General features: G+C 73.1%; 24 protein-coding genes and 1 pseudogene. 11 read left to right on the top strand and 14 right to left on the bottom strand.

What is annotated here, in order from left to right; translation table 11 throughout:
- Together V2W30_RS38280 and abc-f are read right to left on the bottom strand one after the other, a co-directional pair.
- Nucleotides 1-1668: an ABC-F family ATP-binding cassette domain-containing protein gene (locus V2W30_RS38280; protein ID WP_338703196.1), complete on the bottom strand. Its 1668-nt coding sequence runs from the start codon at nt 1666-1668 to the stop codon at nt 1-3.
- A gap of 79 nt (nt 1669-1747) precedes the next feature.
- Entirely contained in the window at nt 1748-3382 is a 1635-nt protein-coding gene (gene abc-f, locus V2W30_RS38275) for a ribosomal protection-like ABC-F family protein (protein WP_338703195.1), read from the bottom strand.
- A 350-nt stretch (nt 3383-3732) separates the two neighbouring features.
- On the opposite strand from abc-f, the gene V2W30_RS38270 reads away from it, so the two are divergent.
- Entirely contained in the window at nt 3733-5526 is a 1794-nt protein-coding gene (locus V2W30_RS38270) for a serine/threonine-protein kinase (protein WP_338703194.1), read from the top strand.
- Between the two features lie 10 nt (nt 5527-5536).
- Here the strand turns inward: V2W30_RS38270 and V2W30_RS38265 are convergent, their stop codons facing one another.
- A complete protein-coding gene (locus V2W30_RS38265; RefSeq protein WP_338703922.1) occupies nt 5537-6223 on the bottom strand; it encodes a TetR/AcrR family transcriptional regulator in 687 nt (228 codons plus the stop codon).
- Between the two features lie 122 nt (nt 6224-6345).
- On the opposite strand from V2W30_RS38265, the gene V2W30_RS38260 reads away from it, so the two are divergent.
- Nucleotides 6346-6909 (top strand): NAD(P)H-dependent oxidoreductase, encoded by a 564-nt coding sequence (locus tag V2W30_RS38260; protein ID WP_338703193.1) that lies wholly within the window; start codon nt 6346-6348, stop codon nt 6907-6909.
- A gap of 67 nt (nt 6910-6976) precedes the next feature.
- Here V2W30_RS38260 and V2W30_RS38255 read toward each other — a convergent pair whose 3' ends face one another.
- From V2W30_RS38255 to V2W30_RS38235, 5 genes are all read right to left on the bottom strand, one after another.
- Entirely contained in the window at nt 6977-7375 is a 399-nt protein-coding gene (locus V2W30_RS38255) for a hypothetical protein (protein ID WP_338703192.1), read from the bottom strand.
- 93 nt (nt 7376-7468) lie between these two features.
- Nucleotides 7469-7987, bottom strand: a complete 519-nt coding sequence (msrA, locus tag V2W30_RS38250) for a peptide-methionine (S)-S-oxide reductase MsrA (protein ID WP_338703191.1) — start codon at nt 7985-7987, stop codon at nt 7469-7471.
- A 150-nt stretch (nt 7988-8137) separates the two neighbouring features.
- Complete coding sequence (locus V2W30_RS38245; RefSeq protein WP_338703190.1) at nt 8138-9037, bottom strand: hypothetical protein; 900 nt, start codon at nt 9035-9037, stop codon at nt 8138-8140.
- Nucleotides 9034-10044, bottom strand: coding sequence for an SPFH domain-containing protein (locus V2W30_RS38240; RefSeq protein ID WP_338703189.1), 1011 nt, complete (start codon nt 10042-10044; stop codon nt 9034-9036). Before V2W30_RS38240 ends, V2W30_RS38245 begins: the two co-directional genes overlap by 4 nt.
- A gap of 106 nt (nt 10045-10150) precedes the next feature.
- Complete coding sequence (locus V2W30_RS38235) at nt 10151-10918, bottom strand: NPP1 family protein (RefSeq protein WP_338703188.1); 768 nt, start codon at nt 10916-10918, stop codon at nt 10151-10153.
- Between the two features lie 114 nt (nt 10919-11032).
- Between V2W30_RS38235 and V2W30_RS38230 the strand changes: the two genes are divergently transcribed.
- Nucleotides 11033-11962: a PhzF family phenazine biosynthesis isomerase gene (locus V2W30_RS38230; protein ID WP_338703187.1), complete on the top strand. Its 930-nt coding sequence runs from the start codon at nt 11033-11035 to the stop codon at nt 11960-11962.
- Here V2W30_RS38230 and V2W30_RS38225 read toward each other — a convergent pair.
- Together V2W30_RS38225 and V2W30_RS38220 are read right to left on the bottom strand one after the other, a co-directional pair.
- On the bottom strand, nt 11935-13077 hold the full coding sequence (locus tag V2W30_RS38225) for a S1 family peptidase (RefSeq protein ID WP_338703921.1): 1143 nt from the start codon (nt 13075-13077) through the stop codon (nt 11935-11937). The genes V2W30_RS38230 and V2W30_RS38225 overlap by 28 nt on opposite strands.
- 190 nt (nt 13078-13267) lie before the next feature.
- Nucleotides 13268-13729 carry an HIT family protein gene (locus V2W30_RS38220; RefSeq protein ID WP_338703186.1) on the bottom strand — a complete coding sequence of 154 codons (462 nt, stop codon included), beginning with the start codon at nt 13727-13729 and terminating at the stop codon, nt 13268-13270.
- 80 nt (nt 13730-13809) lie between these two features.
- Between V2W30_RS38220 and V2W30_RS38215 the strand changes: the two genes are divergently transcribed.
- Nucleotides 13810-14331: a hypothetical protein gene (locus tag V2W30_RS38215; protein ID WP_338703185.1), complete on the top strand. Its 522-nt coding sequence runs from the start codon at nt 13810-13812 to the stop codon at nt 14329-14331.
- A 68-nt stretch (nt 14332-14399) separates the two neighbouring features.
- On the opposite strand, the gene V2W30_RS38210 is transcribed toward V2W30_RS38215, so the two are convergent.
- Complete coding sequence (locus V2W30_RS38210; RefSeq protein ID WP_425244644.1) at nt 14400-15299, bottom strand: Cof-type HAD-IIB family hydrolase; 900 nt, start codon at nt 15297-15299, stop codon at nt 14400-14402.
- Nucleotides 15296-16654, bottom strand: a complete 1359-nt coding sequence (locus V2W30_RS38205; RefSeq protein ID WP_338703184.1) for an ROK family transcriptional regulator — start codon at nt 16652-16654, stop codon at nt 15296-15298. The genes V2W30_RS38210 and V2W30_RS38205 overlap by 4 nt, the downstream gene beginning before the upstream one ends.
- Before the next feature lie 160 nt (nt 16655-16814).
- On the opposite strand from V2W30_RS38205, the pseudogene V2W30_RS38200 reads away from it, so the two are divergent.
- The 5 genes and pseudogenes from V2W30_RS38200 (at nt 16815) to V2W30_RS38180 (ending at nt 20612) form a co-directional block, all read left to right on the top strand.
- A pseudogene (locus V2W30_RS38200) lies at nt 16815-17614 on the top strand (alpha/beta fold hydrolase).
- 8 nt (nt 17615-17622) lie between these two features.
- The gene (locus V2W30_RS38195) at nt 17623-18390 is read left to right on the top strand and encodes an IclR family transcriptional regulator (RefSeq protein ID WP_338703183.1); all 768 of its coding nucleotides are present in this window, start codon (nt 17623-17625) and stop codon (nt 18388-18390) included.
- 94 nt (nt 18391-18484) lie between these two features.
- Nucleotides 18485-19513, top strand: a complete 1029-nt coding sequence (locus tag V2W30_RS38190; RefSeq protein ID WP_338703182.1) for an aromatic ring-hydroxylating dioxygenase subunit alpha — start codon at nt 18485-18487, stop codon at nt 19511-19513.
- Nucleotides 19510-19701: a hypothetical protein gene (locus tag V2W30_RS38185; protein WP_338703181.1), complete on the top strand. Its 192-nt coding sequence runs from the start codon at nt 19510-19512 to the stop codon at nt 19699-19701. Before V2W30_RS38190 ends, V2W30_RS38185 begins: the two co-directional genes overlap by 4 nt.
- The gene (locus V2W30_RS38180; RefSeq protein WP_338703180.1) at nt 19698-20612 is read left to right on the top strand and encodes a PDR/VanB family oxidoreductase; all 915 of its coding nucleotides are present in this window, start codon (nt 19698-19700) and stop codon (nt 20610-20612) included. The genes V2W30_RS38185 and V2W30_RS38180 overlap by 4 nt, the downstream gene beginning before the upstream one ends.
- On the opposite strand, the gene V2W30_RS38175 is transcribed toward V2W30_RS38180, so the two are convergent.
- Together V2W30_RS38175 and V2W30_RS38170 are read right to left on the bottom strand one after the other, a co-directional pair.
- Nucleotides 20596-22131, bottom strand: coding sequence for an MFS transporter (locus V2W30_RS38175; RefSeq protein ID WP_338703179.1), 1536 nt, complete (start codon nt 22129-22131; stop codon nt 20596-20598). The two genes, V2W30_RS38180 and V2W30_RS38175, sit on opposite strands and share 17 nt — an antisense overlap.
- Nucleotides 22132-22235: 104 nt before the next feature.
- Complete coding sequence (locus V2W30_RS38170) at nt 22236-22445, bottom strand: hypothetical protein (RefSeq protein ID WP_338703178.1); 210 nt, start codon at nt 22443-22445, stop codon at nt 22236-22238.
- A 201-nt stretch (nt 22446-22646) separates the two neighbouring features.
- On the opposite strand from V2W30_RS38170, the gene V2W30_RS38165 reads away from it, so the two are divergent.
- Together V2W30_RS38165 and V2W30_RS38160 are read left to right on the top strand one after the other, a co-directional pair.
- Nucleotides 22647-23123: a MarR family winged helix-turn-helix transcriptional regulator gene (locus V2W30_RS38165; RefSeq protein ID WP_338703177.1), complete on the top strand. Its 477-nt coding sequence runs from the start codon at nt 22647-22649 to the stop codon at nt 23121-23123.
- Nucleotides 23124-23203: 80 nt separating this feature from the next.
- Nucleotides 23204-24793 (top strand): MFS transporter, encoded by a 1590-nt coding sequence (locus V2W30_RS38160; protein WP_338703176.1) that lies wholly within the window; start codon nt 23204-23206, stop codon nt 24791-24793.
- Nucleotides 24794-24802 lie beyond the last annotated feature (9 nt).

Here is a 24802-nt window from a genome sequence, read left to right as displayed (position 1 = left end):
TCAGCGCGGGAGCGCTCCCGTACGGTCCTTCGTCACAGCGAGCTCCCGCCCCTGCCAGCGCCTTCTGAGCCAACGGTCGTGGCTGGCCAGGACGATGGCGCCCGGCCCGGGGCCGAGCGCCTCCTCCAGCTCGTCGCACAGCCGCGGGGACAGGTGGTTCGTGGGTTCGTCGAGGAGCAGGAGCTGCGGCGGGCGGGCGACGAGGAGCGCGAGAGCGAGCCTGCGCCGCTGCCCGACGGAGAGCCGCCCGACCTCTTTGTCCAGGTCGGCGTCGTGCATCAGGCCGAGGGACGCCAGCGGCACCGCCTCCGCGCGTTCGGCTCCCAGCTGTCGTACGTAGAGGTCGCGGACGGTGCGGTCGGGCCGGTCGAACGCGGTGTCCTGGTCGAGGAGCGCCACCGTGAGGCCGGTCCGGCGGCGCACCGCGCCCCGGGCGTCGAGCCGTCCGGCGAGCACGGACAGGAGGGTGGACTTGCCCGCGCCGTTGCCGCCGGTGACCAGGAGGCGTTCCGTCGGGTCCACGTCGAGGCGGTCCACGGCGAGGCGGCCGGGGACGTGGACGTCGCGCAGCGCGACCAGCGGGCCGTCCGCCGCCGGGTCGTCGTGGGCGAGCGCGGCGGCCCGGAAGCGCAGCGGGCTCGGGGGCCTGCCGACCTGGGTGCGCTCCAGGTCGTCCAGCCTGCGGGTGGCGTTGCGGACCCGGCGGGAGATCTGCTGCTGGACGCGGCCGCCGCGGTGGCCGTAGCCCATCTTCTCGTTGTCGCGTCGTTCGCGGTTCGGGGCGACGGTGTGGGCGGTGGTGCCGACCGCGTACCGCAGCGCCTCCAGTTCCTCCTGTTCCTGTGCGTAGCGGCGCTCCCAGCGTTCGCGTTCGGCGCGCCGGTCGGCGAGGTAGGCGGTGTAGTTGCCGCCGTGGCGCACCGGTCCGTCCACCGCCGGGTCGAGGTCGACGAGGTCGGTGCAGACGGCGTCGAGGAAGGCCCGGTCGTGGCTGGCGAGCACGACGACTCCGGGCAGCGCGCGCAGCTGTGCCTCCAGGAAGGCGGCGGCCTCGTCGTCGAGGTGGTTCGTGGGCTCGTCGAGGAGCAGGGCGGAGGGGCGCCGGATGAGCAGCGCGGCCAGGGCGAGGCGGCCGCGTTGGCCGCCGGAGAGCGAGCCGAGGCTGCGCTCGTGGTTGAGGGCGGCGAGGCCGAGCCCGTCGAGGACGAGGGCGGCCCGCCGGTCGGCGTCCCACGCGTCCCGCTCCTCGGCCCGCTGCAGCCGCTCGGCGTAGGCGTCGAGCAGGGCGGTGTGGTCGGCCGGCTCCTGTGTCTCGTCGGCCAGTCGAGCGCCGAGGCGCTCCAGCTCGGCGAGGTCCTGGCGGGTTTCGCGCAGGGCGTCGTCGAGGACGTCGGCGAGGGTGGCCGTCGCGTCGAACGGCATCTCCTGGTGCAGGAGGCCGAGGTCGGCGGGGCGGGTGACGTGGCCGCTGTCGGGCTGGTCCGTCCCGGCGAGCAGGCGCAGCAGGGTCGACTTGCCGACGCCGTTCTCGCCGATCAGCCCGATGCGCCGGCCCGGGGGCGCGGTGAGGCTGACGCCGTCGACGACCCTCCGGTCGCCGAGGGTGCGCACGAGGTCGTGGGCGATGAGGGGCCCCGAAGAAGGCGAAGGGGCAGGGGAAGAGGACATGGTGGTTCCGCCTGACGTGATCGGTGGGCGGCCCGCCGGGCGCTGTGCCTCGGTAGCGGGCCTACGGCACGTCAGCGGTTCACACCTCGGGTGCTCCGGTCTCCTTGAGGTCGCCGTCGACCAGCCGCAGCCAGCGGTTCACGCCGATCTCGCGCAGGAACCGCTCGTCGTGGCTGACGACGACGAACGCTCCCTGGTAGGAGTCCAGGGCGCTCTCCAGCTGGCCGGCGCTGACCAGGTCCAGGTTGTTCGTCGGCTCGTCGAGGAGCAGCAGGTGCGGGGCCGGTTCGGCGCACAGGATGCAGGCGAGGGTGGCGCGCAGCCGCTCGCCGCCGGACAGGACGTGGACGGGCAGGTGGGCGCGGTCGCCGCGGAAGAGGAACCGGGCGAGCAGGTTCATCCGCTCGGGCTCGGTGCGGTGCGGTGCGAAGGCGGCGAAGTTCTCGGCCACGGTCCGGTCGACGTCCAGGATGTCGAGGCGCTGCGAGAGGTACGCGATCCGCCCCTCGCCTCGCCTGATCACTCCGCTGTCCGCGGCGAGGTCGCCGTTGACCAGCCGCAACAGGGTGCTCTTTCCCGCTCCGTTGGGGCCGGTCAGCGCGATGCGCTCGGGTCCGCGGATCGTCAGGCCGGCACCGTCCCCGGCGAAGACGTCCCGGTCGCCGAGCCGGACCCGCATCCCTTCGCCGAGGAAGAGCGTGCGGCCGGCGGGGACCTTCGTCTCGGGCAGGTCGAGGGTCAGACGCTGCTCGTCGCGCAGCGCCCGTCCGGCCTCGTCGAGGCGGGCCTTGGCCTCGCCTACGCGGGTGGCGTGCACCTGGCCGGAGCGGCCCGCGGATTCCTGGGCGCCGCGCTTCATGGTGCCGGCGAAGATCTTGGGCAGCCCCGCGCTCTTGAGGTTGCGGGCGGCGTTGCTCTGGCGGCGCTCGGCGCGTTCGCGGGCCTGCTGCATCTCGCGCTTCTCCCGCTTCAGCTCCTGCTCGGCGCTGCGGATGTTCTTCTCGGCGACTTCCTGTTCGGCGCGTACGGCTTCCTCGTAGGCGGTGAAGTTGCCGCCGTACAGGCGCAGTTCACCGCGGTCGAGTTCGGCGATGCGGTCCATGCGGTCGAGCAGCGCGCGGTCGTGGCTGACGAGCAGGAGGGAGCCGTGGAAGGCGTCGAGCACGTCGTAGAGCTTGTGGCGTGCGTCCAGGTCGAGATTGTTGGTGGGCTCGTCGAGGAGCAGCACGTCGGGGCGCTTCATCAGCTGCGCGGCGAGGCCGAGCGAGACGATCTGGCCACCGCTGAGGGTGCTCAGGGTGCGGTCCAGGGTGACGGAGCCGAGGCCGAGGCGGTCGAGCTGGGCGCGGGTGCGCTCCTCGATGTCCCAGTCGTCGCCGATGGTCGTGAAGTGGCGTTCGTCGACGTCGCCGGACTCGACGGCGTCGATGGCCCGGACGATCTCGGCGACTCCGAGCACCTGCGCCACGGTGAGGTTCCCGGTCAGAGGCAGGGCCTGCGGCAGGTGGCCGAGGGTGCCGGTGACGGTCAACGAACCGCTGCGCGGCGTGAGTTCACCGGCGATCAGCTTGAGCAGGGTGCTCTTGCCGGAGCCGTTCGGGGCGACCAGGCCGGTACGGCCCGTGCCGACGGTGAACGACAGGTCGTCGAAGACGGGGGTGTCGTCAGGCCAGGAGAAGGACAGGTTCGAGCAGACGACGGCGGCGTCGGACATGGAGATGACCTCGCGAGAGGAAGGGGCAGGGAAGAGACCTCTGCCCGGGAGACAGGGAAAAGGGGTCGACGACGGGGCCACCTCGGCGGCGCTCCTGTGCGCCTGCCGGTGGCCGACCGAAGCGGGTATCACCCGCTGATGTCGTCGTCACCCACCATGTCTGTCACTCCTCGCTGCACGATCAACGTCCTTTCCACCCTAACAGCCGTCGCGCCCTCGTCCACGGGCTCCTCCGCCGCCCCACACCGGGGTAGAAGAAGATTCTAGAAAGATTTTCGAATTCTGATCCGTTCGGCGGGGGTCGTACCGCAGACTGCGGGTGCTGACGATCACTGTGGGGGACGACGACCATGACCAGCGCGCACGACGCCGGGGCGGATCCCGAGGGTGGCATCAAGCCGCTGACCGCGACGGATCCCACCCGTATCGGCCCGTACCTGCTGCTCGGCCGGCTCGGTGCGGGCGGCATGGGCCGCGTCTATCTGGCCCGTTCCGAGGCGGGGCGCACGGTCGCGGTCAAGGTGGTGCACGAAGAGCACGTCACGGAGCCGCAGTTCAGGGCGCGCTTCCGGCGCGAGGTCGCCGCGGCGCGGCGGGTCGGCGAGCGCTTCACGGCACCGGTCCTCGACGCGGCCCCCGACGGCGAGTTCCCGTGGGTGGCGACGGGGTACGTACCCGGGCTCTCCCTGGAGCAGGTCGTTCGGGGCCATGGCGCGCTGCCCGCCGTGTCCGTCCTGGTGCTGGCGCGGGGGCTGCTGCACGCGCTGGAGGACATCCACGGCGCGGGCATCGTGCACCGCGATCTCAAGCCGTCGAACGTGATGCTCACGGCCGACGGGCCCAAGGTCATCGATTTCGGCATCGCCCGCGCGATCGGGACGTCCGTCGAGTCGCTGCTGACGCGTACGGGCATGGTGATCGGTTCACCGGGCTTCATGGCCCCGGAGCAGATCCGCGGGCGGAGCGCGGGCCCGGCGAGCGATGTGTTCACGCTGGGCTGCGTGCTGACGTACGCGGCGACGGGGACGCTGCCGTTCGGTCAGGGGGTGAGCAATCAGCACGCGGTGATGTACCGGATCGTGGAGGCGGAGCCGCGGCTGGACGCCGTCGGGGACGCGTCCTTGCGGGCGCTGATCGGCCGCTGCCTGGTCAAGTCACCGGACGAACGGCCTTCCGTGGCCGACCTGTTGGCCGATCTCGACAGCATGTCCGACGTGCCGGCCGGTGGAGCGTGGCTGCCGGCGGAGGTGATGGGCCGGCTCGCCCGGCAGTCGGCGCGCATCCTGGACGCGGAGGCGGCGCCGGCCCGGGAGGAGAGCGGCGACCGGGGCACGATCGACCTCCAGCCGCAGGCCGCGGCACCCGCGGCCCAGGGTGAACGGCGGGGGCGGCGGCGAGTCGTGGCCCTGTCCGTCCCCGTGGTCCTGGTGCTGGCGGTGGGCGGCGGGACGGTCGCGCTGCTGCAACCGTTCGGCGACGACGGCGGCGCCCACGCCGCTCCACCGTCCTCCGTGGCCACCAAATCGACCACCCCGGAGGCGAGTTCGTCACCCGGCCACTCCCCCACCAGGGGCGGCAGGAGCCCTCGGGCGTCCTCCCACGCGAGCGAGAAGGGTGACGCGGGCCAGAACGCCACCGGCGGCGCTGACGGCCACGACGGCCGCGACGGCGAAGACGCCGAGCAGGGAGCGGCCGTCACGACGGGCGGGGGCGGCACGACCTCCGGGGGCGGCGGTTCGACCTCGGACGGCGGTACCGCGTCGGGCGGCTCCAGGTCGTCGGACGGCGGGAGCGCCGGCGGCGGTGCGGCGGGCGGCGACGCCACGGTTCCGTCGTCGTTCGTGGGGAGCTGGACGTACGGCGAGTCGTACAACACGGGGCAGCCGGGCGCCCTCGGCATCTCGTCGTCGGGCACGGTGCGCCTCTCCGACTTACCCACCCTCTCCTGCTCGTACGAGGCCCAGGTCACCTCCGCGTCGAACGGCGGCAGCCGCGTCGACGTCGGTGCCGCGAAGCTCGTGGGGCCGAATCCCGGTTACTGCAACGCGACGCTCGACGCGTCGTACTTCACCCGCGACGGGAGCGGCATCCGGCACAACGTGGGCGCGGCCCACGGGAGCGGCTACTTCTACCGGCGGGCGTGACGCGCCGACGTCACCGATCTCGGCCGGTGGTTCCCGTGACGCGGGCGACCAGGTCGGTCCAGCCCGCCTCCAGCCGCTCCAGCGGCATCCCGCGCTGCTGTGTCAGGTGGTGGAGCAGGGCGGGGTCGAGGTATCCCATCAGCGCCTGGGCGTGCAGTTCGCAGTCGGCGTCCGGCACGATCTGGCGCAGCAGGTACGTGACGTGCGTGACATACAGCCGGTGCGTGGGGTGGGCGAAGCGGCGCGTCGGGTCGGGCTGAGCGGCGAGGAAGAGGTCGAGCTGCTCCGCGGACCGGCGCAGCAGCGCCGCGCCGAACGCGTGCAACCGGTCGATGGGCGGGGCCCCCGGCCCGATCGGCGCCGGACCGCCGAGGAAGTCCGCCTGCAACTGCTTCACGGAGTGGTCGAGGAGCGCCATGAGCAGGCCGTTACGGTCGCCGAAGCGGCGGAAGACCGTGCCCTTGCCCACCGAGGCCGCCGCGGCCACGGCCTCCATGGTGACTCCGGCCGCACCGTGCTCGGCGATCAGCCGGGCCGCGGCTTCCAGCAGCCGCGCGCGATTGCGCGCGGCGTCGGCGCGCAGGCCCCGCTCGTCGTCCGCGCCGGTGCCGACGTCGAGCAACTGGGGCTGTTCTGCGGGCTCTTGCGGAGCCGGGAAGGGCGGCAGGGCGCGGGACATGAACACAGCGTAAAGCATCACGGGAACAACTGGACCGTGGTCCGGTTAGAGTGATAGGACTTTAAACGGACCCCGGTCCGGATCGATGCATTCGCGTTCTCACGTGTGATGACCCCCGCGTCTCAGCCCTTGGAGTTCCCATGTCTGTCCGTATCCTCGCGCTCGTCGGCAGCCTCCGTGCCGGTTCGCACAACCGCCAGCTCGCCGAGGCGGCCGTGAAGCTCGCCCCGGAAGGTGCCGAGGTCGAGCTGTTCGAGGGGCTCGCCGACATCCCCTTCTACAACGAGGACATCGACGTCGAGGGCAGCGTCCCGGCCGCGGCCGCTCGCCTGCGTGCCGCCGCGCAGGACTCGGACGCGTTCCTGTTCTTCTCGCCCGAGTACAACGGCACGATCCCGGCCGTCCTGAAGAACGCCATCGACTGGCTGTCGCGCCCGTACGGCGCCGGCGCCTTCGGCGGCAAGCCGGTCGCCGTGGTCGGCACCGCGTTCGGCCAGTTCGGCGGCGTGTGGGCGCAGGACGAGACCCGCAAGTCCGTGGGCATCGCCGGTGGCCAGGTCCTGGAGGACGTCAAGCTGTCCATCCCTGGCTCCCTGACCCGCTTCGCCGAGACCCACCCGGTCGACGACGCCGAGATCGCCGCGCAGCTGACCGAGGTCGTCGCGCGCCTGCACGGCACCGTGGGCGCAGCTCAGGCCGCCTGATCCACAGCTCAAAAGAGGGGCCCGAGCCGCACGGCTCGGGCCCTTCCGCGCTCTGGGACGAGGGACGTCAGCCGGGCGTGACGCGGCGGTACGCCGCGCGGGCGTGCAGCAGACGTCCCGCGACCGTGCCGAGGACGGCGGCCGCGAGCAGGCACGCCATCCAGCCCGGATCGCGGTGTCCCGCCCAGGAGATCTCCCCGGTCGGTTCGGTGCCCAGGACGTTCAGGCACGTCCAGCACAGGAATGCCGTGCCCGGAGCCGCGACCAGCCGGCCGCGCAGGCCGAGCAGTGCGGCGAGGAGGGAGAGGACCAGCAGGGCGAGGCCCGTGCGGTCGAGGACGCCCAGCGCGTCGAAGGCCCCCACGAGAACGAACGCGCCGCCGTAGGCGGCGGCCCAGACGAGCGGCGTGGCCCACGGTCGCGGGACGGGCCGTATGCCCCGCCCCATCGCTCGCCACTCCACCATGCGCCGACTCCCTCCCGCGCACCCGGTCGCGCGCCCCGCTCGAACCTACCCCCGGCCGCCCGGGGCCGGTCGACGGCCCCGGGACAGCAGTGCTCAGCCCGCCTGGGCCGCGCGCTTGGGCAGCTTCCAGCCCGGGCGCGGGAAGTGGCAGGTGTAGCCCGCCGGGTAGCGCTCCAGGTAGTCCTGGTGCTCCGGCTCGGCCTCCCAGAAGTCGCCGAGCGGCTCCACCTCGGTGACCGCCTTGCCGGGCCACAGGCCGCTCGCGTCGACGTCCGCGATCGTGTCGAGGGCGATCGTGTGCTGCGCCTCGTCGGCGTAGTAGATCGCGGAGCGGTAGCTGCGCCCGATGTCGTTGCCCTGGCGGTCCCGGGTGCTCGGGTCGTGGATCTGGAAGAAGAACTCCAGCAGGTCCCGGTAGCTGGTCACCGACGGGTCGAACACGATCTCGATCGCCTCGGCGTGGTCCCCGTGGTCGCGATAGGTCGCGTTCGGGGTGTCACCGCCCGAGTAGCCCACGCGCGTGGACAGCACGCCGGGCTGCTTGCGGATCAGGTCCTGCATCCCCCAGAAGCAGCCTCCTGCCAGGACGGCCTTCTCGGTTGTCTGTGTCATACGACGCTCCCTGCGCACCGATGTAACGACGAGTACTCGCCACCACCCACAACACTCGCCGGGGGCGGAACATTTCAGCTGGTGGGCGGCCCGCCGAATATTCTTCCAGGCCCTGTCCCGGCGCGCCCTCCGCCCCCGCCGGGACGCCGCTCAGGACACCAGGCGCAGCCGCTGTCCGCAGGCCCCCACGCGCACGGTCTGCCCCCAGGTCAGTTCGAGGGCGTCCGCCTCCATGCCGTCGCCGAACGCGACCAGTCGCTCGGACTCGGCGGTGAGCGTCAGCCGGGTCCCGGCACCCAGGTCGCCGGCGCTCAGCCGCGTGCCGGTGACCGGTGACGGCCAGGGCTCCCGGACGAACCAGACCAGGCGCGGGTCCGTGGGCCCGGGGAGCCGGCCGGCCGCGCCGCGTTCCTGCCACACCGAGCGGATCCAGCCCGAGGCGCCGGTGCCGGTGCCGACCAGGACCCCGGAGGAGGCCTGGGCCTCGACGACACCCCCGTCGTCGTCGAGGCCCAGGCGGTAGCGGGCGGTCTGGTGGCCTGCGGCGCCGACGTAGATCTCGTTGAGGGCGACGAGTCGCTGGGCGTCGTCCGTGACCGCCTCGACCATGGTCAGTTCGTCGACGGCGGTGCCCGGCGCGAGCGCGGCGGGCAGCAGTCGGGGCAGATCACCGGTGCGATGCCGGACCAGGACGCCCGGGTTGCGGCCGGGGTCCGCGTCGACGCCCACGACCGGCTGGTCGCCGACGTACTTCGCGGCGTTGGCCACGAGTCCGTCCTGCCCGACCACGACGACGACGTCCTGCGCGGCGAAGAGGAAGCGGTCCAGATCCGCGCGTTCCACGTGCGCCTGCCGCCAGTTCAGCGGGATCGCGGCGGCCGCCGCGGCGAGCGCCCTGCGGGTGCGGTGGTGGCGTTCGGCGACCTCGTCGACGGAGCGGCCCCGCTCGGCGAGGAAGAAGGCGGCCTGACCGTGGGTGCCGTGCCGGGCCAGCAACTCCTCGTACTCCGTGGTGCGGTGGACGAGGACCGCGCGCGGCGCGAGGCTCATTCCGCACCGCCCCGGTCGGCGCCGAGCCGTGCGAGCAGCCCGGTCAGCACGTCCGGGGAGACGGTCACGCTCTCGATGCGCGGCAGGTTCTCGGCGAGCCGGGAGCCGGTCAGCGCGTGCAGCGTCGCCGTGTCGGTGTCGCCGTGGACGCGCAGCCAGGCCGCCTGCGCCTGGGCGCGCGCCTCGCCGACCTCGCGCGCGGCCTCCGCCTCGGCCCGCGCGATGCGAACGGTGCGCTCGGCCTCGGCGCGGGCCCTGATGGCGTCGGCGGCGGCCTGTTCGTCCGCCTCGCGGCGGGCGTTGGCGCCGCGCTGCTCGACCAACTGCTCCTCCCTGCGGGCGAGTTCGATACGGCTGGCGAGTTCGTTCTCGGCGATGGTGCGCTCGCGTTCCACGGCGACGGCCCGGCGTTCGTACGTGGCACGGTCGGCCTCCTGCTGGATGCGCTCGCGCGCCGGGGTGCGCAGGGCCCGTTCGACCTCGGGCTCGGGGCGCAGCGCCATGACCCGTACGGCGACCACGTCCAGGCCGGTGGCGGGCAGCCGGGGGTCCTCGCCGAGCCCCGCCGCGATCCGTTCCCGTACCGCGGGCACGCCGTCGGTCAGCGCCGCCGCCAGCGGGGTGTGGGCGAGGACGTCGAGGGCGTGCTGCTGGGCGGACTCGGTGAGCAGGGAGGCGAGTTGCTCCAACGGCGCGCCGCGCCACGCTCCGGTGTCGGGGTCGATCGAGAAGTCGAGGTGCGCGGCGGCGGCCGCCGGGTCGCCGATCCGGTACGTGACGGTCGCCTGCACGGCGACGTCCTGGAAGTCGGCGGTGCGGGCGTGGAACGTCATGGCCAACTCCCGGTCGTCGACCGGGACTTCGGAGATCGCGGCGGCGAGCGGCCGGAACCAGAAGCTCACCCCGGCGCCGTCGTGCGCGAGTCGCCCGGAGCGGTGGTGGCGCACGTGCGACGTCGGCGCGGAGCGCAGGTGACGCAGACCGAGACGCCTGATGATGTCGGCCATGACGGTTCCCCTCGTGAGGCACGGCTCAGCTTTCAAGTCATACTGACTCTAAGTCCGCGCCCGCATTGTCGTCAAGGAGACGACAATGCGGAAGGGGCGGGTGCGCTCAGGCCCGGGGATCGAACGGGACGCCGGAGGGCAGCGCCGCGGCGAGATGGCTCGCGAAGCTCGCGTCCTTCAGTCCGAAGGTGGCGCTGCCGAAGTCGTAGCCGCTCAACTTGTCCCGCACGCCTGCCGGATAGCCCTCCCATCCGACGAGTGCCGGGAACTGCCAGGTGCCCCGGTGGTTCTCGGGCGGCTCGTCGCCCGAGGTCGCGGGGCGGAAGCAGTGCGTGCTGATGCCGTCCTTGTGATAGACGACCTTGGGGTGGGTGCCGTCCCAGCGGATCTGGTCGCGCGGATAGACATGGAAGGCGCCGTGCGCGGAGGTGGCGACGTACCGCGCCTGGCCGTCCTTCACCCAGACCACCACGTGTTCCCAGTCGTGGCGGTGGCCGCCGAGCCCGCTGCCGGCCACGGCCTGGTCCTTCTCGAAGTAGAGGCCGTACAGCACACCGCACCAGCCGTTGTTGCACTTGGCGCGCGCGTAGCCGTTGGTGTTGGCGAGGTCCGTGGCGTCGCGGCACTGCCCGTTGAGCGCGCCGCTGGGCGCGAGACCTCCGTTGACCGTGCCGTCCGGGCCGATGGCCGGGGTCGGGTAGCAGCCGTCGGTGTCGTAGTCGTACGCGGGCTGGAACGTCCGCTCCGTCGCGTCGGCGGCGGCCGGCAGGGCCGTCGGCGGGGCCGCGACGGCGGCGCCCGCGAACGCGATCACCAGGGCGAGGGCGCCGCCCAGGGGAAGGGTCGCCCTGCGGATGAGTCTTCTCGACGTCACGATGGTCTCCTGCGTCACTGTGGGGGGTACTGCGGGGGGCCTGACATTCTTGTCATGCCCACACCTTTCATGGGTGACGCGCGAGGGCAATGCGCATGAAGGGAAGGGGAACTGATGACTCGTCAACGAACGCATCCGGTCTCGGTCGTCCACGCCTGCCTGCGGGACGGACGCGGTGGAAGCCCCACGGCCGTACTCGACGACGACCCGCGCTTCAGCGACGCCGAGCGGCAGCGGATCCCCGCACTCCTCGGCACCTCGCACGCGGTGTTCCTGGGCGTCGCACCGGGCGGAACCGGTGCGGACCTGCGCTTCTTCACCGCCACGGGCGAGCTGCCCGCGTGCGGCCACGGCACCGTCGCCGCTCTGGCGGTCCTCACACGGCGTACGGGCGGCGGCGCCTTCACCCTGCGCACGCCGGTCCAGAGCTTCGCCGGGCGGGCGACCCCGAAGCCGGACGGCGACGAGGTCGACGCGACCTTCGAGACGGGGCCGGTACGGCTGCGCGAAGCCACGGACCCGGAGCGCCACCTCACCTACCAGGCACTGCGGTTCACGCCGGACACGCGGACTCCGGAGGTCCGGGTGGCCGCGCTCGGCCGGGAGCGGATGCTCGTCCCGGTCTCCGGCCGCGCCGCGCTCGCCGCGCTGCAACCGGACCTCGACCGTCTCCGCCGGGTGTGCGACCGGTTCGGCCTCCTGGGCGTGTACGTCCATACGCCGCCGGACTCGGACGGCCGGGCGGCGGCCCGGATGTTCGCTCCGTCGATCGGGGTCCCGGAGGACGTCGCGAACGCCAACAGCACCGCCTGCCTGGCCGCCCACCTCGGCGAGCGGGGCGTCCCCCGGATCGCCGTGGACATGGGTGACCGCCTCGGGCGGCCCGCGACCGTCACCGGCGCGTCCCGGACGACCGCCTCGGGGACGGTCGTCCAGGTCGGTGGCGCGGCGCGCGTGGACCGGGTCGTCACGCTGGATCCGGCCCAGGACGCGCCGCACCGAGGCGGCCGGTCCGGTCAGGCGGTGTGCAGGGTCAATCCGTAGCGGCTCAGGATCTCGTTGATGGGCTGGTACCAGGTCTCACCGCCACCGGAGCAATTGCCCCAGCCGCCCGAGGTGACGCCCTGGGCCTGGTCACCGCTGATGAACGAGCCGCCGGAGTCGCCCGGTTCGGCGCACACGCTGGTCTTCGTCATCTGATGGACGGCGCCCTGGCTGTAGTTGACGGTCTCGTTCTTGGCGAGGACGGTGCCGCAGTGCCAGTGCGAGGTCGAGCCCGAGCGGCAGATGGACGCGCCGACCGGGGCCTCCGCCGAGCCGCGCACCAGCTGGTCCGAGACGGTGCCCCAGCCGAGCACGACCGGCACGGTCCACCAGCCGCTGCCGACGTTGACCCACGCGTAGTCGTTGTCCGGGAACGACGAGCCCTGGAAGTTCCCGATGTACGAGCCGTCCCAGCCGTTGACGCCCTGACCCGCGCCGCCGCAGTGACCGGCCGTGACGAAGCCGCCGTGGACCGAGAAGCCTATGGAGCAGCGGACGTTGCCCGTGTAGTACGGGTCGCCGCCGACCGTACCGGCGGCGCGGGTCGCGGGTGTGTGGTCCGTCGTCTCGACGGTGACCGGGGCGGCCTCGCGGGCCTGGGCGACAAACGTCTTGACATCGTTGTCGCGGAGCTCGTCGGCGAGGACCTCGACGACGACCCGGTTGCTCTTCCAGTCGACGCGCCAACTGGTCACGCCCTGGGGTGCCTTGAGGGCGTCGACCCGTCGCTTCGCGGCGTCGAGGCTCTTCGCGCTGCGGGCGACCACCTCGACCCGCGCGCCGGTGACCCGGACGGCGTCGGCCTTGCCGGGGTCGGCCACGGCGACCGTCAGCCGGTCGCGGCTCGGGGTGTACCAGGAGCCGGCGTAGGCGGTCCCGGCGGCGGCGCGCGCCTTCTTCTCCGTGACGGTGGCCTTCTCCTCGGCGGCGAGCCGGGCCTCCGCCTGCCCTCGGGTGAGTCCGAAGTCCCGCTGCATCGCGGCGAGTACGCCCTCGGAGGCGGGGGCCTCGGCGGCGGTGTCGGCCGCGGCGGTGGGCGACGGCCCGGCTGTGGCGCAGGCCGCGCCGAGCACCAGGGCGGTCAGCGTGGCGCGCAGCGTGGTGGCGCGCGACATGGTTCTCGTACGTCTCATGGTCGGCCCTTCGTTGTTCCCGTGCGTGGGGGTGGAACAGGACGTTGGGAGCGCTCCCGGCAGCTGCCGATCGGGAGCCTAGCGAGGGATCATGGACAGGTCCATGCCAATGGAGCGTCGTGTTCCGGACATGCTCGTACGGTGTCGCGCGCACCGCGCAGCGAGCGGTGGTTCAGAGTCGGGCGCGCAGGGCGTGGGCGAGGAGGTCCGCGTGCTCGGCGCTCACCTGCTCCGTCTCGGGGCGGCGCAGAAACGCGAAGACGCCCACGCCCCGTCGGGCCTCGGGCAGGTCGGCGGCGCGCGGCACGATGTGGAAGTGGACGTGCCGGAACCCGTCGGCCTCCGCGAACTGCACGACGTACGTCTTGGCGCAGCCGGTCACCTCGCGCAGGGCACGGGAGAGCGCGACCTGCCAGATGCCGAGCGCGGCCGCCTCGGCATCGGTGAGATCGTGCACGGCGGTGACATGACGGCGCGGCACCAGCACCAGCCAGCCGGGCAGCGCGGTGCCGTAGGCGTGCGCGACGCGCCAGTCGGCGTCATGGACGATGCGCTCGCGGGGCGGCAGGTCGGCGAAGCGGGACTCGGCGGCGCAGGTGCGGCAGAACTCGTCCGTGCGGTCGGGAGGCGTCATGGGTCCACGATGCGGTGCGACGGCCGAACGGCCCAGAGTGCCTGTCGCCCCGAGCGGCCGGTCCGCTCTACTGTGCGGCCATGACGGAGGGCATGTCACCGCAGGCCGTGGTCCAGGAACACGCCGACCTGTTGCGCGAGCGGCTCAAGGAACGCATCTACGCCTCGATCACCCTGCTCGCGGTCCTGGTGGGCCTCGCGCAGAGCGGGCACCCCACGCACCTGGTCGCCGCGCTGTCGGTCGCCGTGACCGCGCTGGGCCTGTGGCTGGCCACGCTGGTCGCCGACCTCCAGGCCCACCCGGTGGCCCACGGGCGGCTGCCGCGGCTGCCGGAGATCCGGCACACGCTGTTCGTCAGCAGCCCGCTGCTGACCTCGGCGGTCGGCCCGTTGCTGCTGACCGGTGTGTCGGCGCTCGGGGCGCTGCACCTCACCACGGCGCTGTGGATCTCGGTGGCCAGCGAGGTCGCGGCGCTCGCGGGCTGGGGCTTCATGGGCGGGCGGCGCGTCGGCGCGGGCCTGTTCGGCTGCCTGGTCGCCGCCGCGCTCAACGCCGTGATCGGAGCGGGTGTCGTCGCCGTGAAGCTCGTCGCCGGCCACTGAGGGCGCTGACGGTCACGTGATGCGCAGATGGTCGGCAGATGGTCACGTGACGCGCCGACAGACGGTGATCACTCCACGGGCGGCAGCCCCAGGACCTGCCGGATCGTGCGCACGACCCCGTCCTCGGTGTGCGCCGGCGCGGTGTGACGGGCGCGCCGCAGGACGTCCGGGTGGGCCCCCGCCATCGCGTACGACCACTCGGCCTCGTCCAGCATCTGGAGGTCGTTGAGGTAGTCGCCGAAGACCATCGTCTGGGCGGCGGTGACCCCGAGCGCCCGCTGGAGGCCGCGCACGGCGACGCCCTTGTTCGCGGTGGGGCTCATGATGTCGATCCAGTGCTCACTGGAGACGACCACCTGCTGCGTGTCCCTGAGCGGGGCGAGCGCGGGGGCGGTGGTGCGCTCCGCGTTGCCGAAGTCGAAGAGGGCGACCTTGACGATGTCGTCGTCCACGGCGGTGGCGTCGTCGACGATCCGGTGCAGGTGGTAGTACTTGCGCACCTCGGTCATGAACGCCTCGTCGGAGCGTTCCACGTACGCGGACTTCTTGCCGCAGACGACCGCGCCCACGTCGACGCCCTCCTCTCCCAGCTGGCGCACGGCCTTGACGATCCACGCGGCGACGGCGGGGTCGAGCGGGTCGGAGCTGATCTCCGTACCGCCGCGGACGACGTACGTCCCGTTCTCCGCGATGTAGACCATGCCACCGTCGTCCACGGCGCTGAACTGGTCGGCGAGCGTGGCGTACTGGCGTCCGCTGGCGGGGCAGAAGACGATGCCGCGCCGGTTCAGTTCGGCGAGCAGCGGCCACAGCGAATCGGGGATGCGCCCGTCGGCGTCGAGGAGCGTGCCGTCCATGTCGGTGACGACGAGACGGATGTCGGGGGTGCCGGTCGTTCCGGTCGCGGCGGCTGTGCCGGTGGTGGCGGCCGTGTCGGTCGGGGTGGGCTGGTGGTCGTGCGTGGTCACGGTATGTCCTGAGTGCGGTGGTGGGTGGCCGGAGTGAGGTCGGCGCCTACTGGCGCGTGGGTGTTCGGGCGAGGGTCAGCGCCCGCGGGCGCGTGGCTGGAGGGACGCGGGCGAGCGTGAGGGGGGTCCGCGGGTGGGTGGCCGGTGCGGTCCGTCGGGTGCGTCGAGTCGACCAGGAGGCGGCGGAGTTCCTCGATCGCCTGAGTGCGCGCTCCGGTCAGTTCGGGGTCGGCGACGCTTGCGGCGATCACCGGGACCGGACGCGGGCTCTGGGCGAGCCGCCGGGCGACGGTCTCCGCCAGGGCGGGGCCCCACGTTCCGCCGAGGACGATCAGGCGAGGATCGGCGAAGGCGACGGCCGCCTCCAGGACAGGGCCGATGGCTCGGGCCAGTGCGGTGCGCGTCTCGTCGGCGCGGGCGCGGCCGCGACCGTCACCGCGTCGCTGACAGCCCCCGTCACTTCCGCCTTTCCCTCCGCCTTCGCGGACGACGTCCCCGTCACCCGGCTCCAGGCGAGCCCGCAGCGCGCCGACGTCGACGGCCGTGGAGCCCGGCTCGCGCAGGCCGAGCACGGCGAAGACCTCCGTCAGCGGCATCGCCGTGTCGTCCGGGCCGACGGTCCATACGTGGGCGATCTCGCCGGTGAAACCGTGGTGACCGCGGCGCACCTCCCCGTCGCAGACCACCGCGCCGCCCAGCCCTTCGCCGAGGTGCACGTAGACGAAGTCGTCGGTGCCGTGGGCGCGGCCGTCGGCGTGCTCGGCGCGGGCCGCCCAGTTCACGTCGTTGTCCACCTGGACGGGTCCGCTCACGTGCGCACCGAGGGCGGCGCGCGGGTCCAGGTCGCCGATCAGGAACGGTGCGTCGGGCAGCCGCACGAGCCGGCCCGTGGTGCGCGCGACCGGGTCGGCGGCGCTGACCACGGCGAGGCGCAGACCGCCCGGCGTCCGCGCGGCGAGGCGGTCCGCGACGCCGGTGAGCGCGTCGGCGGCGGCCTCGGCCCCCGCGCCGGGACCGAGTTCGAGCTCCTCGCGGTCCCGTACGCGGCCGAGCGCGTCGACCGTCTCGGCCGTCACCCGGTGCTGGGTGAGGGCGACGACGAGCGCGGCGCCGAGGTCCGGTGCCAGCGCGTAGTACGAGCCGACGCGGCCGCGCCCCGTGGTGCGCTCCCCCGTGTCGACGAGCAGCCCCGCGGCGCTCAGGCGCCGCACGCTGTCGGAGATCGTGGGCTTGGAGATGCCGGTGCGTGCGGCGATCTCCGCGCGGGTCAGCCGGGCCTCGGCCATGAGGGCGCGCAGCACGTTCTCGTCGGTGAGCGCGCGCAGCATCTCCAGGGTGGGCTTCGGGGGGACCATGCCATGAATTCTAGTAAGGACTGTTACCCAAAGGGGCGGGCGGGCCGGAGGGAGCCCGACAGAGGCTTCACCGGGGGTCGCGGCGCCCGTATCGCACTTGATCACCGCGGCGGGTCGCGCCTACGGTGCGCCCACCGACCAACCACGTCAGGAGCGAACGATGGCCCGTTTCACGGTGGACGGCACCACGCTGCACTACGACGACCTCGGTCCGTCCGACGGGGTCGCCGTGGTCCTGGTGCACGGGCATCCGTTCGACCGGACGCTGTGGCAGCCGCAGGCGCGGGCGCTCGCGGCGGCCGGGTACCGCGCGATCACCCCCGATCTGCGCGGATACGGGGAGAGCGAGGTGACACCGGGCACGGTGCTGCTCGCCCGGTTCGCGGACGACGTGGCCGCGCTCCTCGACCACCTCGGTGTCGACCGGGCGGTCGTCGGCGGGGTGTCCATGGGCGGGCAGATCGCGATGGAGTTCCACCTGCGCCATCCGCGGCGGACCCTGGCGCTCGTGCTCAGCGACACCTCCGCGCCCGCCGAGACCGAGGACGGCAAGGTCTTCCGCAGCGCGCTCGCCGACCGGCTGCTCGCCGAGGGGATGGGCGGGTACGCCGACGAGGTCATCGACAAGATGCTCGCCGCGTACAACGTGACCGCGCTGCCGGACGTCGCCGAGCGGGTCCTCGCCATGATGCGGTCGACCGATCCGCGCGGTGCCGCAGCCGCGCTGCGGGCCGCGCCGAGCGCCCCGACTACCGCGGGAGCCTCGCCGCGGCCCGGGTCCCCGCGCTCGTCGTGGTCGGCGCGGACGACGTCTACACGCCGGTGGCGCAGGCCGAGGCGATCGCCGCGCTCGTGCCCGACGCCACGCTCCGCGTCATCGAGAAGGCGGGGCACCTGCCGGGCGCCGAACAGCCCGAGGCGTTCGACGCGGCGCTGCTCGACTTCCTGACCTCCCTGTAGCGCCGCCGGTGACCCGTTCCGCCGCCGACCGGCTCCTCGACGTACTCGGCGCCTTCGACCAGGCCCACACCGCCCTCACCCTCACCCAGCTCGCCCACCGCGCCGACCTGCCGCTGGCCACCGCGCACCGGCTCGTGGGGGCGCTGACGCGATGGGGCGCCCTGGAACGGGACGAGGCGGGCCACTACCAGGTGGGGCTGCGGCTGTGGGAGATCGCGGCGCTCGCCCCGCGCGGTCTCGGGCTGCGCCAGGTGGCACTGCCGTTCCTGGAGGACCTGTACGAGGCGACGCACGAGAACGTCCACTTCGCCGTGCGGGACGGCCTCGACGTCGTCTACATCGAGCGTCTCTCGGGCCGTTCCGCGGTCGGGGTCCACTCGCGCGTCGGGGCGCGCTGGCCGCTGCACGCGACCGGAGTGGGGCTCGTCCTGCTCGCCCACGGCGGGGCGGAGCTGCAACAGCGCTACCACGCGGCTGAGTTGGAGTCCTTCACGCCGTACACCGTCACCGACCACGACCGGCTGCGCAGGATGCTCGCCGAGGTGCGGCGCGGCGGTGTCGCGGTGAGCGACCGTCAGATCACCGACGACGCGCTGTCCGTCGCCGCTCCGGTGCGGGGGCCGCGCGGCGACGTCGTCGCGGCGGTCTCCGTCGTCGTGCCGGCCGCGGGCGCGCGGACGCCCACCCTGATACCGGCCGTCCAGGTCGCCGGTCGCGGCATCTCGCGGGCGCTGGGCTGGCTGCCGGGACCGGGATCCCCCTCGGCTTCCGCCTGACGGAAGCGGCGTTGTGGGGGTGTGGCCCAGGTCACCACTCTGTGGAGCACCGGGCGGCGACGGCGCCGCACGGTACGACAGGAGGACGCCTGCCATGCCCGACCCTTCCGCCTCTGCTGCTTCTTCGTTCGCGCGTGACCAGTGGTACGTCGCCGCCTGGTCCTCGGAGGTCGGCCGCGAGCTGCTCGGCCGGACCATCCTCGGCGAGCCGATCGCGTTCTACCGCACCGAGGCCGGCGAGCCGGTCGCCCTCGCCGACCGCTGTGTGCACCGCCGCTTCCCGCTCTCGGCGAGCGGGCTCGACGGGGACCGGGTCGTGTGCGGCTACCACGGCTTCACGTACGACACGACGGGGACCTGCGTGTACGTGCCCGGGCAGAAGCGCATCCCCCGTACGGCCAGGGTGAGTTCGTACCCGGTGGCGGAGGTCGACGGGATGGTGTGGGTGTGGGTGGGCGACCCCGAGGCGGCCGACACGGCGGCGATACCGCGGGCGCCCCACCTCGTCGAGGACGGCTGGGTGACCGTGCAGGGCATGGAGCCCATCGACGCGGACTACATGCTCCTCGTCGACAACCTGATGGACCTCTCGCACGAGACGTACCTGCACGGCGGCTACATCGGCACGCCCGAGGTCGCCGAGACGCCCATCACGACGGAGGTCGACGAGGCGGCGGGGATCGTCCGGGTCTCGCGGCACATGCTCGACGCCGAGTGCCCGCCGTTCTACGCCCGTTCGACCGGGATCGAGGGGCGCATCCAGCGGCTCCAGGACATCGAGTACCACGCGCCGTGCCTGTACCTGCTGCACAGCCGCATCAGCCCGACCGGCACCGACTCCCCCACCTTCCGTACGGAGATCACGTACGCGATCACGCCGTCGGCGCCCGGCAAGGTCTACGACTTCTGGGCGGTGTCGCGGAACTTCGCGGTCGAGGACGAGGAAGTGACCACGTTCCTGCGGGACTTCAACCACACGGTCGTCATGCAGGACGTCGACGCGCTCAATCTGTTGCAGCGCACCCTGGACACCGAGCCCGCCGGGTACCAGGAGCTCAGCATCAACATCGACACCGGTGGGCTCGCCGCGCGCCGCATCCTCGGCAAGCTGGCCGCCGGATGAGCGACCGCGCCGGCGAGGTCTTCCGTATCGACTGGCTCCCCGGGACCGACGTGCTCAGCGGCCGCTGCCACTGCGGCGCCGCGCACACCTGCGAGGACCCGGTCGCCATGTGGGAGTGGATGCTCGCCCACCCCGACCACACGACGGCGCCCGTGGGCGCCACGCCCGAAGAGGACCGCACCCCGTGACCGAGACGCTCGACCTCGTCGTCGCCGACCGCCGCCAGGAGGCGGACGGCGTCGTCTCCCTGCTGCTGCGCCGCCCGGACGGCGCGCCTCTGCCGGACTGGGAGCCCGGCGCCCACGTCGACCTGTGCCTGCGCGACGGTCTGGAACGGCAGTACTCGCTGTGCGGCGGGGACACGTCCTCCTGGCGGATCGCCGTGCTGCGCGAGCCCGCGGGGCGCGGCGGATCCGCCCTCGTCCACGACGAGTTGACCCCCGGGCGGGCCGTCCGGGCGCGCGGGCCGCGCAATCACTTCCGGCTCGAACCCGCACCGGCGTACCGGTTCGTCGCGGGCGGCATCGGCATCACGCCGATCCTGCCGATGCTGGCGTCCGCCACCGGGGACTGGTCGCTGTTCTACGGGGGCCGGTCGCGCGCCTCGATGGCGTTCGCCGCGGAGCTGGACACCCTGCACCCCGCCGAGCGGCTGCACCTGTGCGAGGGGCCGCTCGATCTCGCGGCACAACTGGCGGATCTGCGTCCGGGCGAACTCGTCTACGCGTGCGGCCCGGAGTCCCTGCTGGCGGCGGTGGAGCGACTCGTGCCGTCCGAGGCGCTGCGTACCGAGCGGTTCACGGCGACGGCAGCGGACACCGACGGGGACGAGGCGTTCGAGGTCGAACTCGCCCGTTCGGGGCGGACGGTGACCGTCCCCCGCGACCGGTCGGTCCTCGCCGCGCTCCAGGACGCGGGGGTCGAGGTCCTCTACTCCTGCACCGAGGGGACGTGCGGCACGTGCGAGACGGATGTCCTCGCGGGCGAGGTCGACCACCGCGACAGCGTGCTCACCCCGCAGGAGCGGGCCTGCGACGAGACGATGATGGTGTGCGTGTCGCGGGCGGCGAAGGGGGGACGGCTCACGCTGGATCTGTGACGAGCGCCGCCGCGACCGGCGCCGTGCGCCCCGCCCGCCACAGCAGTCCCGCCGCCACCAGGCCGCCGGTCAGCACGGCGGCCGCTCCCACGAGCTGACCGGTCTCCAGGGCCGAGCCGAACGCCCGCGAGACCGCGCGGCGTTCGGCCGCCGAGTCCGCGGCCGCGAGGGCGGCGGGCAGCGACGCCGCCGTCACCGGGACCAGCGCGGAGAAGCGGGCGCTGAGCACGGCGCCGAGGACGGCGACGCCCAGGCCGCTGCCGAACTCGGTGACCGTCCCCTCGATCCCGGCACCGGCGCCGGCCTTCTCGCGGGGGATGGCGCCGAGGACGGCGACGGCCATCGCCGGGTTGGCCAGGGCACAGCCCACGCCCATCAGGACGAGTCCGGTGAGCAGTCCCCCGTACCCGTCCACGACGCGCCCGGCCAGGGCGACGGCGGCGAGTCCGCCCGCCAGCAGGGTCATGCCGACCGCGACGGCGCCCGGGATTCCGAGCCGCACGCTCAACCGGGCCGACAGGCCGGTGAAGTTGAGCAGGACGACGGTGAGCGCGAACGGCGCGGTGCGCAGCCCCGCCTCCAACGGCCCGTATCCCAGGACGAACTGGAGCTGCTGCGTCAGCAGGAACAGGGCTCCGCCGCTGCCGAAGGTGATGAGCAGCGCCCCGAACACCGCGCCGGTGAAGGTCCGGTCGCTGAAGAAGCTCATGTCCAGCATGGGATGCGGAGTGCGGCGCTCCCAGATGACGAACGCGGCGAGGGCGAGTACTCCGACGGCGGCGCCGGCCAGGACGTACGGCGAACTCCAGCCGTGTTCGGGGCCGGAGACGACGGCGTACACGAGGGCCGTCATGGCGACGATCGAGAGCGCCGCGCCCGGCAGGTCGGGACGGTGGCTCTGTTCGGCCCTGCTCTCCGGCACGAGGAGGGTGACGGCGACCAGGCCGAGGGCGACGACCGGCAGGTTGACGAGGAAGAGGGAGCCCCACCAGAAGTGGTCGAGGAGGATGCCGCCGACGGGTGGCCCCGCGGCGAAGCCGAGGGCGTTCACGGCGGCCCAGATGCCGATGGCCCGCACGCGTTCGTCCTCGTCGAAGACCTGCACGGCGACGGCGAGCGTGGTGGTCAGCAGCAGGGCGCCCCCGATGCCCATGCCGGCGCGGGCGGCGATCAACTGGCCGGTGTCCTGCGCGAGTCCGGCGGCGAGCGAGCCCGCGCCGAAGACCGCGAGTCCGGCGAGGAGCAGCCGCCTGCGGCCGTAGCGGTCGGCGGCGGCGCCCGCCGCGAGAAGCAGTCCGGCCTGCACCAGGACGTACGCGTTGATGATCCACTGAATGTCGGCGGTGGCGGCGCCGAGGTCCGAAGTGAGCGTGGGGACGGCGACGTTGAGGATCGTGTTGTCGAGGATGACGACGAGTTGCGCGAGGCAGATCACGCCGAGGATCAACCAGCGGCGCGGATCCCGGGGCCGGTCGGACGCGAGGGCGGTCGGCGGCTCGGCGGCGGGCGTCGCCGTCATGCGGGCTCCTTCGTACGGCAGGTGAGAGGGCCGCACCGACCCTCTACTTAGGTAAGCCTAACCCAACCGTGCGGTGGCGCCGATGCCGCCCCCGACCCCCGGTGTCACGTCCCGAACGACTCGACGCTGTTCACGACCTGCCCCACGAAGTCGCTGATGGCCTGCCCGAATTCGGTCGGGGCGATCAGTACACCGAGGACGAGGACCAGCAGCAGGGTCAGGGTGGTGTCGGAGCGTTTTCTGGGCGCGGGCGGTCGCCGCCAGAGGAAGAAGACGATGACTGCCAGCAGCACCGCGACATCGACCGTGACCATTCGACGGCCCTCCCCACTCGACCGCGACCCCTCGTCCCCTTCCTTCCTGTCTAGGGGTGGCGCGGTTTCCGTGTCGCCGGTTCGGTCAGGTTTGGCGGGAATATGCCCGCCCCTCGGGAGCGAGCACGCCCACCTCTCCCGAGATACCTCTCCGGCATACCTCTTTTGACATACCTATCTCGTCAGACTTAGTCTGCCGCCATGCCCGATTCCCGCGCCTCGCAGCAGGACACCGACCGAGTGGCCACGGCCCTCGCGTCCTGCCTGCCCGCGCTGAACCGGGCTCTCGACCGTCGGGTCGGACAGGACTTCGCGCGGCCCAAGCCGCCGGAGGGCCAGATCGCCCTGCTGCGCTTCGTGTCGCAGCAGGAGGGCGCCACCGTGCGCGAGGCCGCCGACGCCCTGCTGATGCGGCCGAACAACGTCAGCGCGATCGTCTCCCAGCTCACCCGGCAGGGATTGCTGGAGCGACGCGCGGACAGCGGCGACAAGCGGATCGCCCACCTGTACCCGACCGCTCGCGCCCGGCGTGAACTGGCCGAGGTGCAGGGCCTGGAGAGCAAGCACCTCAGGCATGCCCTGCACTCCCTCACCGACGGCGAGATGGACGCACTCGGCTCGGCCCTGGGCGCGCTGGTCGCGCTGGCCGAGGCGCTGCACCCCGCCTCCGAGCAGTAGGCAGCTCCGGGGCGGCGCGGCCGCACGCAGTCGGCCGCTCCCCTCCCTTTTCGCCATCGTCAAGACAAGGCAGCACCTTCATGTCATCCACGCACGTGGATCGTTCCCCCCTGCCCTCATCCGCCACCGATCAGGCGCCCGTCGCCCGCGGTCGGCGCGCCAACCCGTGGCTCACCCTGCTGGCCGTGGCCTTCGGCCTGTTCATGGTCCAGCTCGACGCGTCCGTCGTCGCGATCGCGAACCCGGAGATCGGGCGCTCGCTGCACGCGTCGACCGCCGACCTCCAGTGGGTCACCAACGCCTATCTCCTCGCGCTGGCCGCCTCGTTGATCCTCGGCGGCAAACTCGGCGACCGCTTCGGACGGCGCACGTTCTACCTGGTCGGTGTCGCCGGCTTCGTCCTTGCGTCCGTCGCGATCGGCCTCTCGGGATCGATCGCGGGTGTCATCGCGTTCCGCGCGGTGCAGGGCTTCTTCGGCGGGCTGTTGATGCCGAACACGCTCGGGCTGCTGCGCGCGGTCTTCCCGCCGCGCAAGTTCGGCATGGCGGTCGGGATCTGGGCGATGGTGTCCGCGGTGTCGACCGCGCTCGGCCCGATCGTCGGCGGCCTGCTCGTCGAGCGGGTCAGCTGGGAGTCCGTGTTCTACATCAACGCCCCCATCGGCGTCGTCGCGCTCGCGGTGAGCGCCGCGGTGCTCCCGCAGAGCCGCAACTCCACGGGCCGGCACCGCTTCGACGTCGCCGGCGTCGTCCTGCTCGCCGCGGGTCTGCTGTGTGTCGTCTTCGGTGTGGTCAAGGGCGAGACCTGGGGCTGGACCTCGGCGGGCACGCTCGGCGTGATCGCCGTCGGCGTGCTGGTCCTGATCGGTTTCGGCGTGTACGAGACGCGGGTGGCGCACCCGCTGCTGCCGATGCGGCTGTTCCGTATCCGCGCCCTGACCGTCGGCACCGTCATCACCGCGCTCAACTTCTTCGTCCTGCTCGGTGTGATCTTCTTCGTGATGCTCTACCTCCAGAACGTGCGCGGATTCACACCGGTCGAGGCGGGCGTGCGCACGTTGCCGCTGAGCCTCGCCTCGCTCGTGGCGTCGCCGCTGGGCGCGGCGCTGACGCAGCGGTTCGGCGCGCGGCTCACGATGCCGGTCGGGATGTTCCTCCAGGCCGCCTCCGTGTTCGGCATGCTCACCTGGGACACCGGTTCGTCGTACGCGACGATGTGGCCGCCGTTCATCGCGCTCGGCCTCGGCGTCGGCATGGTCCTGGCGGCGTCGTCCGACGCGATCGTCGGGCAGGCCCCGGTGCGGGACGGTGGCGTGGCGGGCGGCCTCCAGGCCACGGCGCTCCAGATCGGCGGCGCGCTCGGCACCTCGGTGCTCGTCTCGCTCATCAGCGGCCGGGTCGGCGCCACGCTCGTCGGCGAACTGACGTCGGCGGGCGTGCCGCCCCAGGTGGCGAACGGCCTGACGGGGGCCGAGGACGCCGTGGCGATGGGCGTGGCCCCGGTGTCCGGCTCCATGGGCGCGGAGCTGAGGGCGGCTGTCGTCGAAGGCAGCGGCCGGGCCTTCATGAACGGCGTGCACACCGCGCTGACGGTGACCGGGCTGCTGTGCCTGCTGGGCGCCGCCGTCGCGGCCGTCGGCCTGCGCGGGACGGCGCCGACCCGGCACTGAGTCGGGCGG

It is taken from the genome of Streptomyces sp. Q6 (genome assembly GCF_036967205.1).
GTDB lineage: Bacteria > Actinomycetota > Actinomycetes > Streptomycetales > Streptomycetaceae > Streptomyces > Streptomyces citrinus.
Note: the sequence above shows the minus strand (reverse complement) of the source record. Positions and strands in the feature narration are given on the sequence as shown.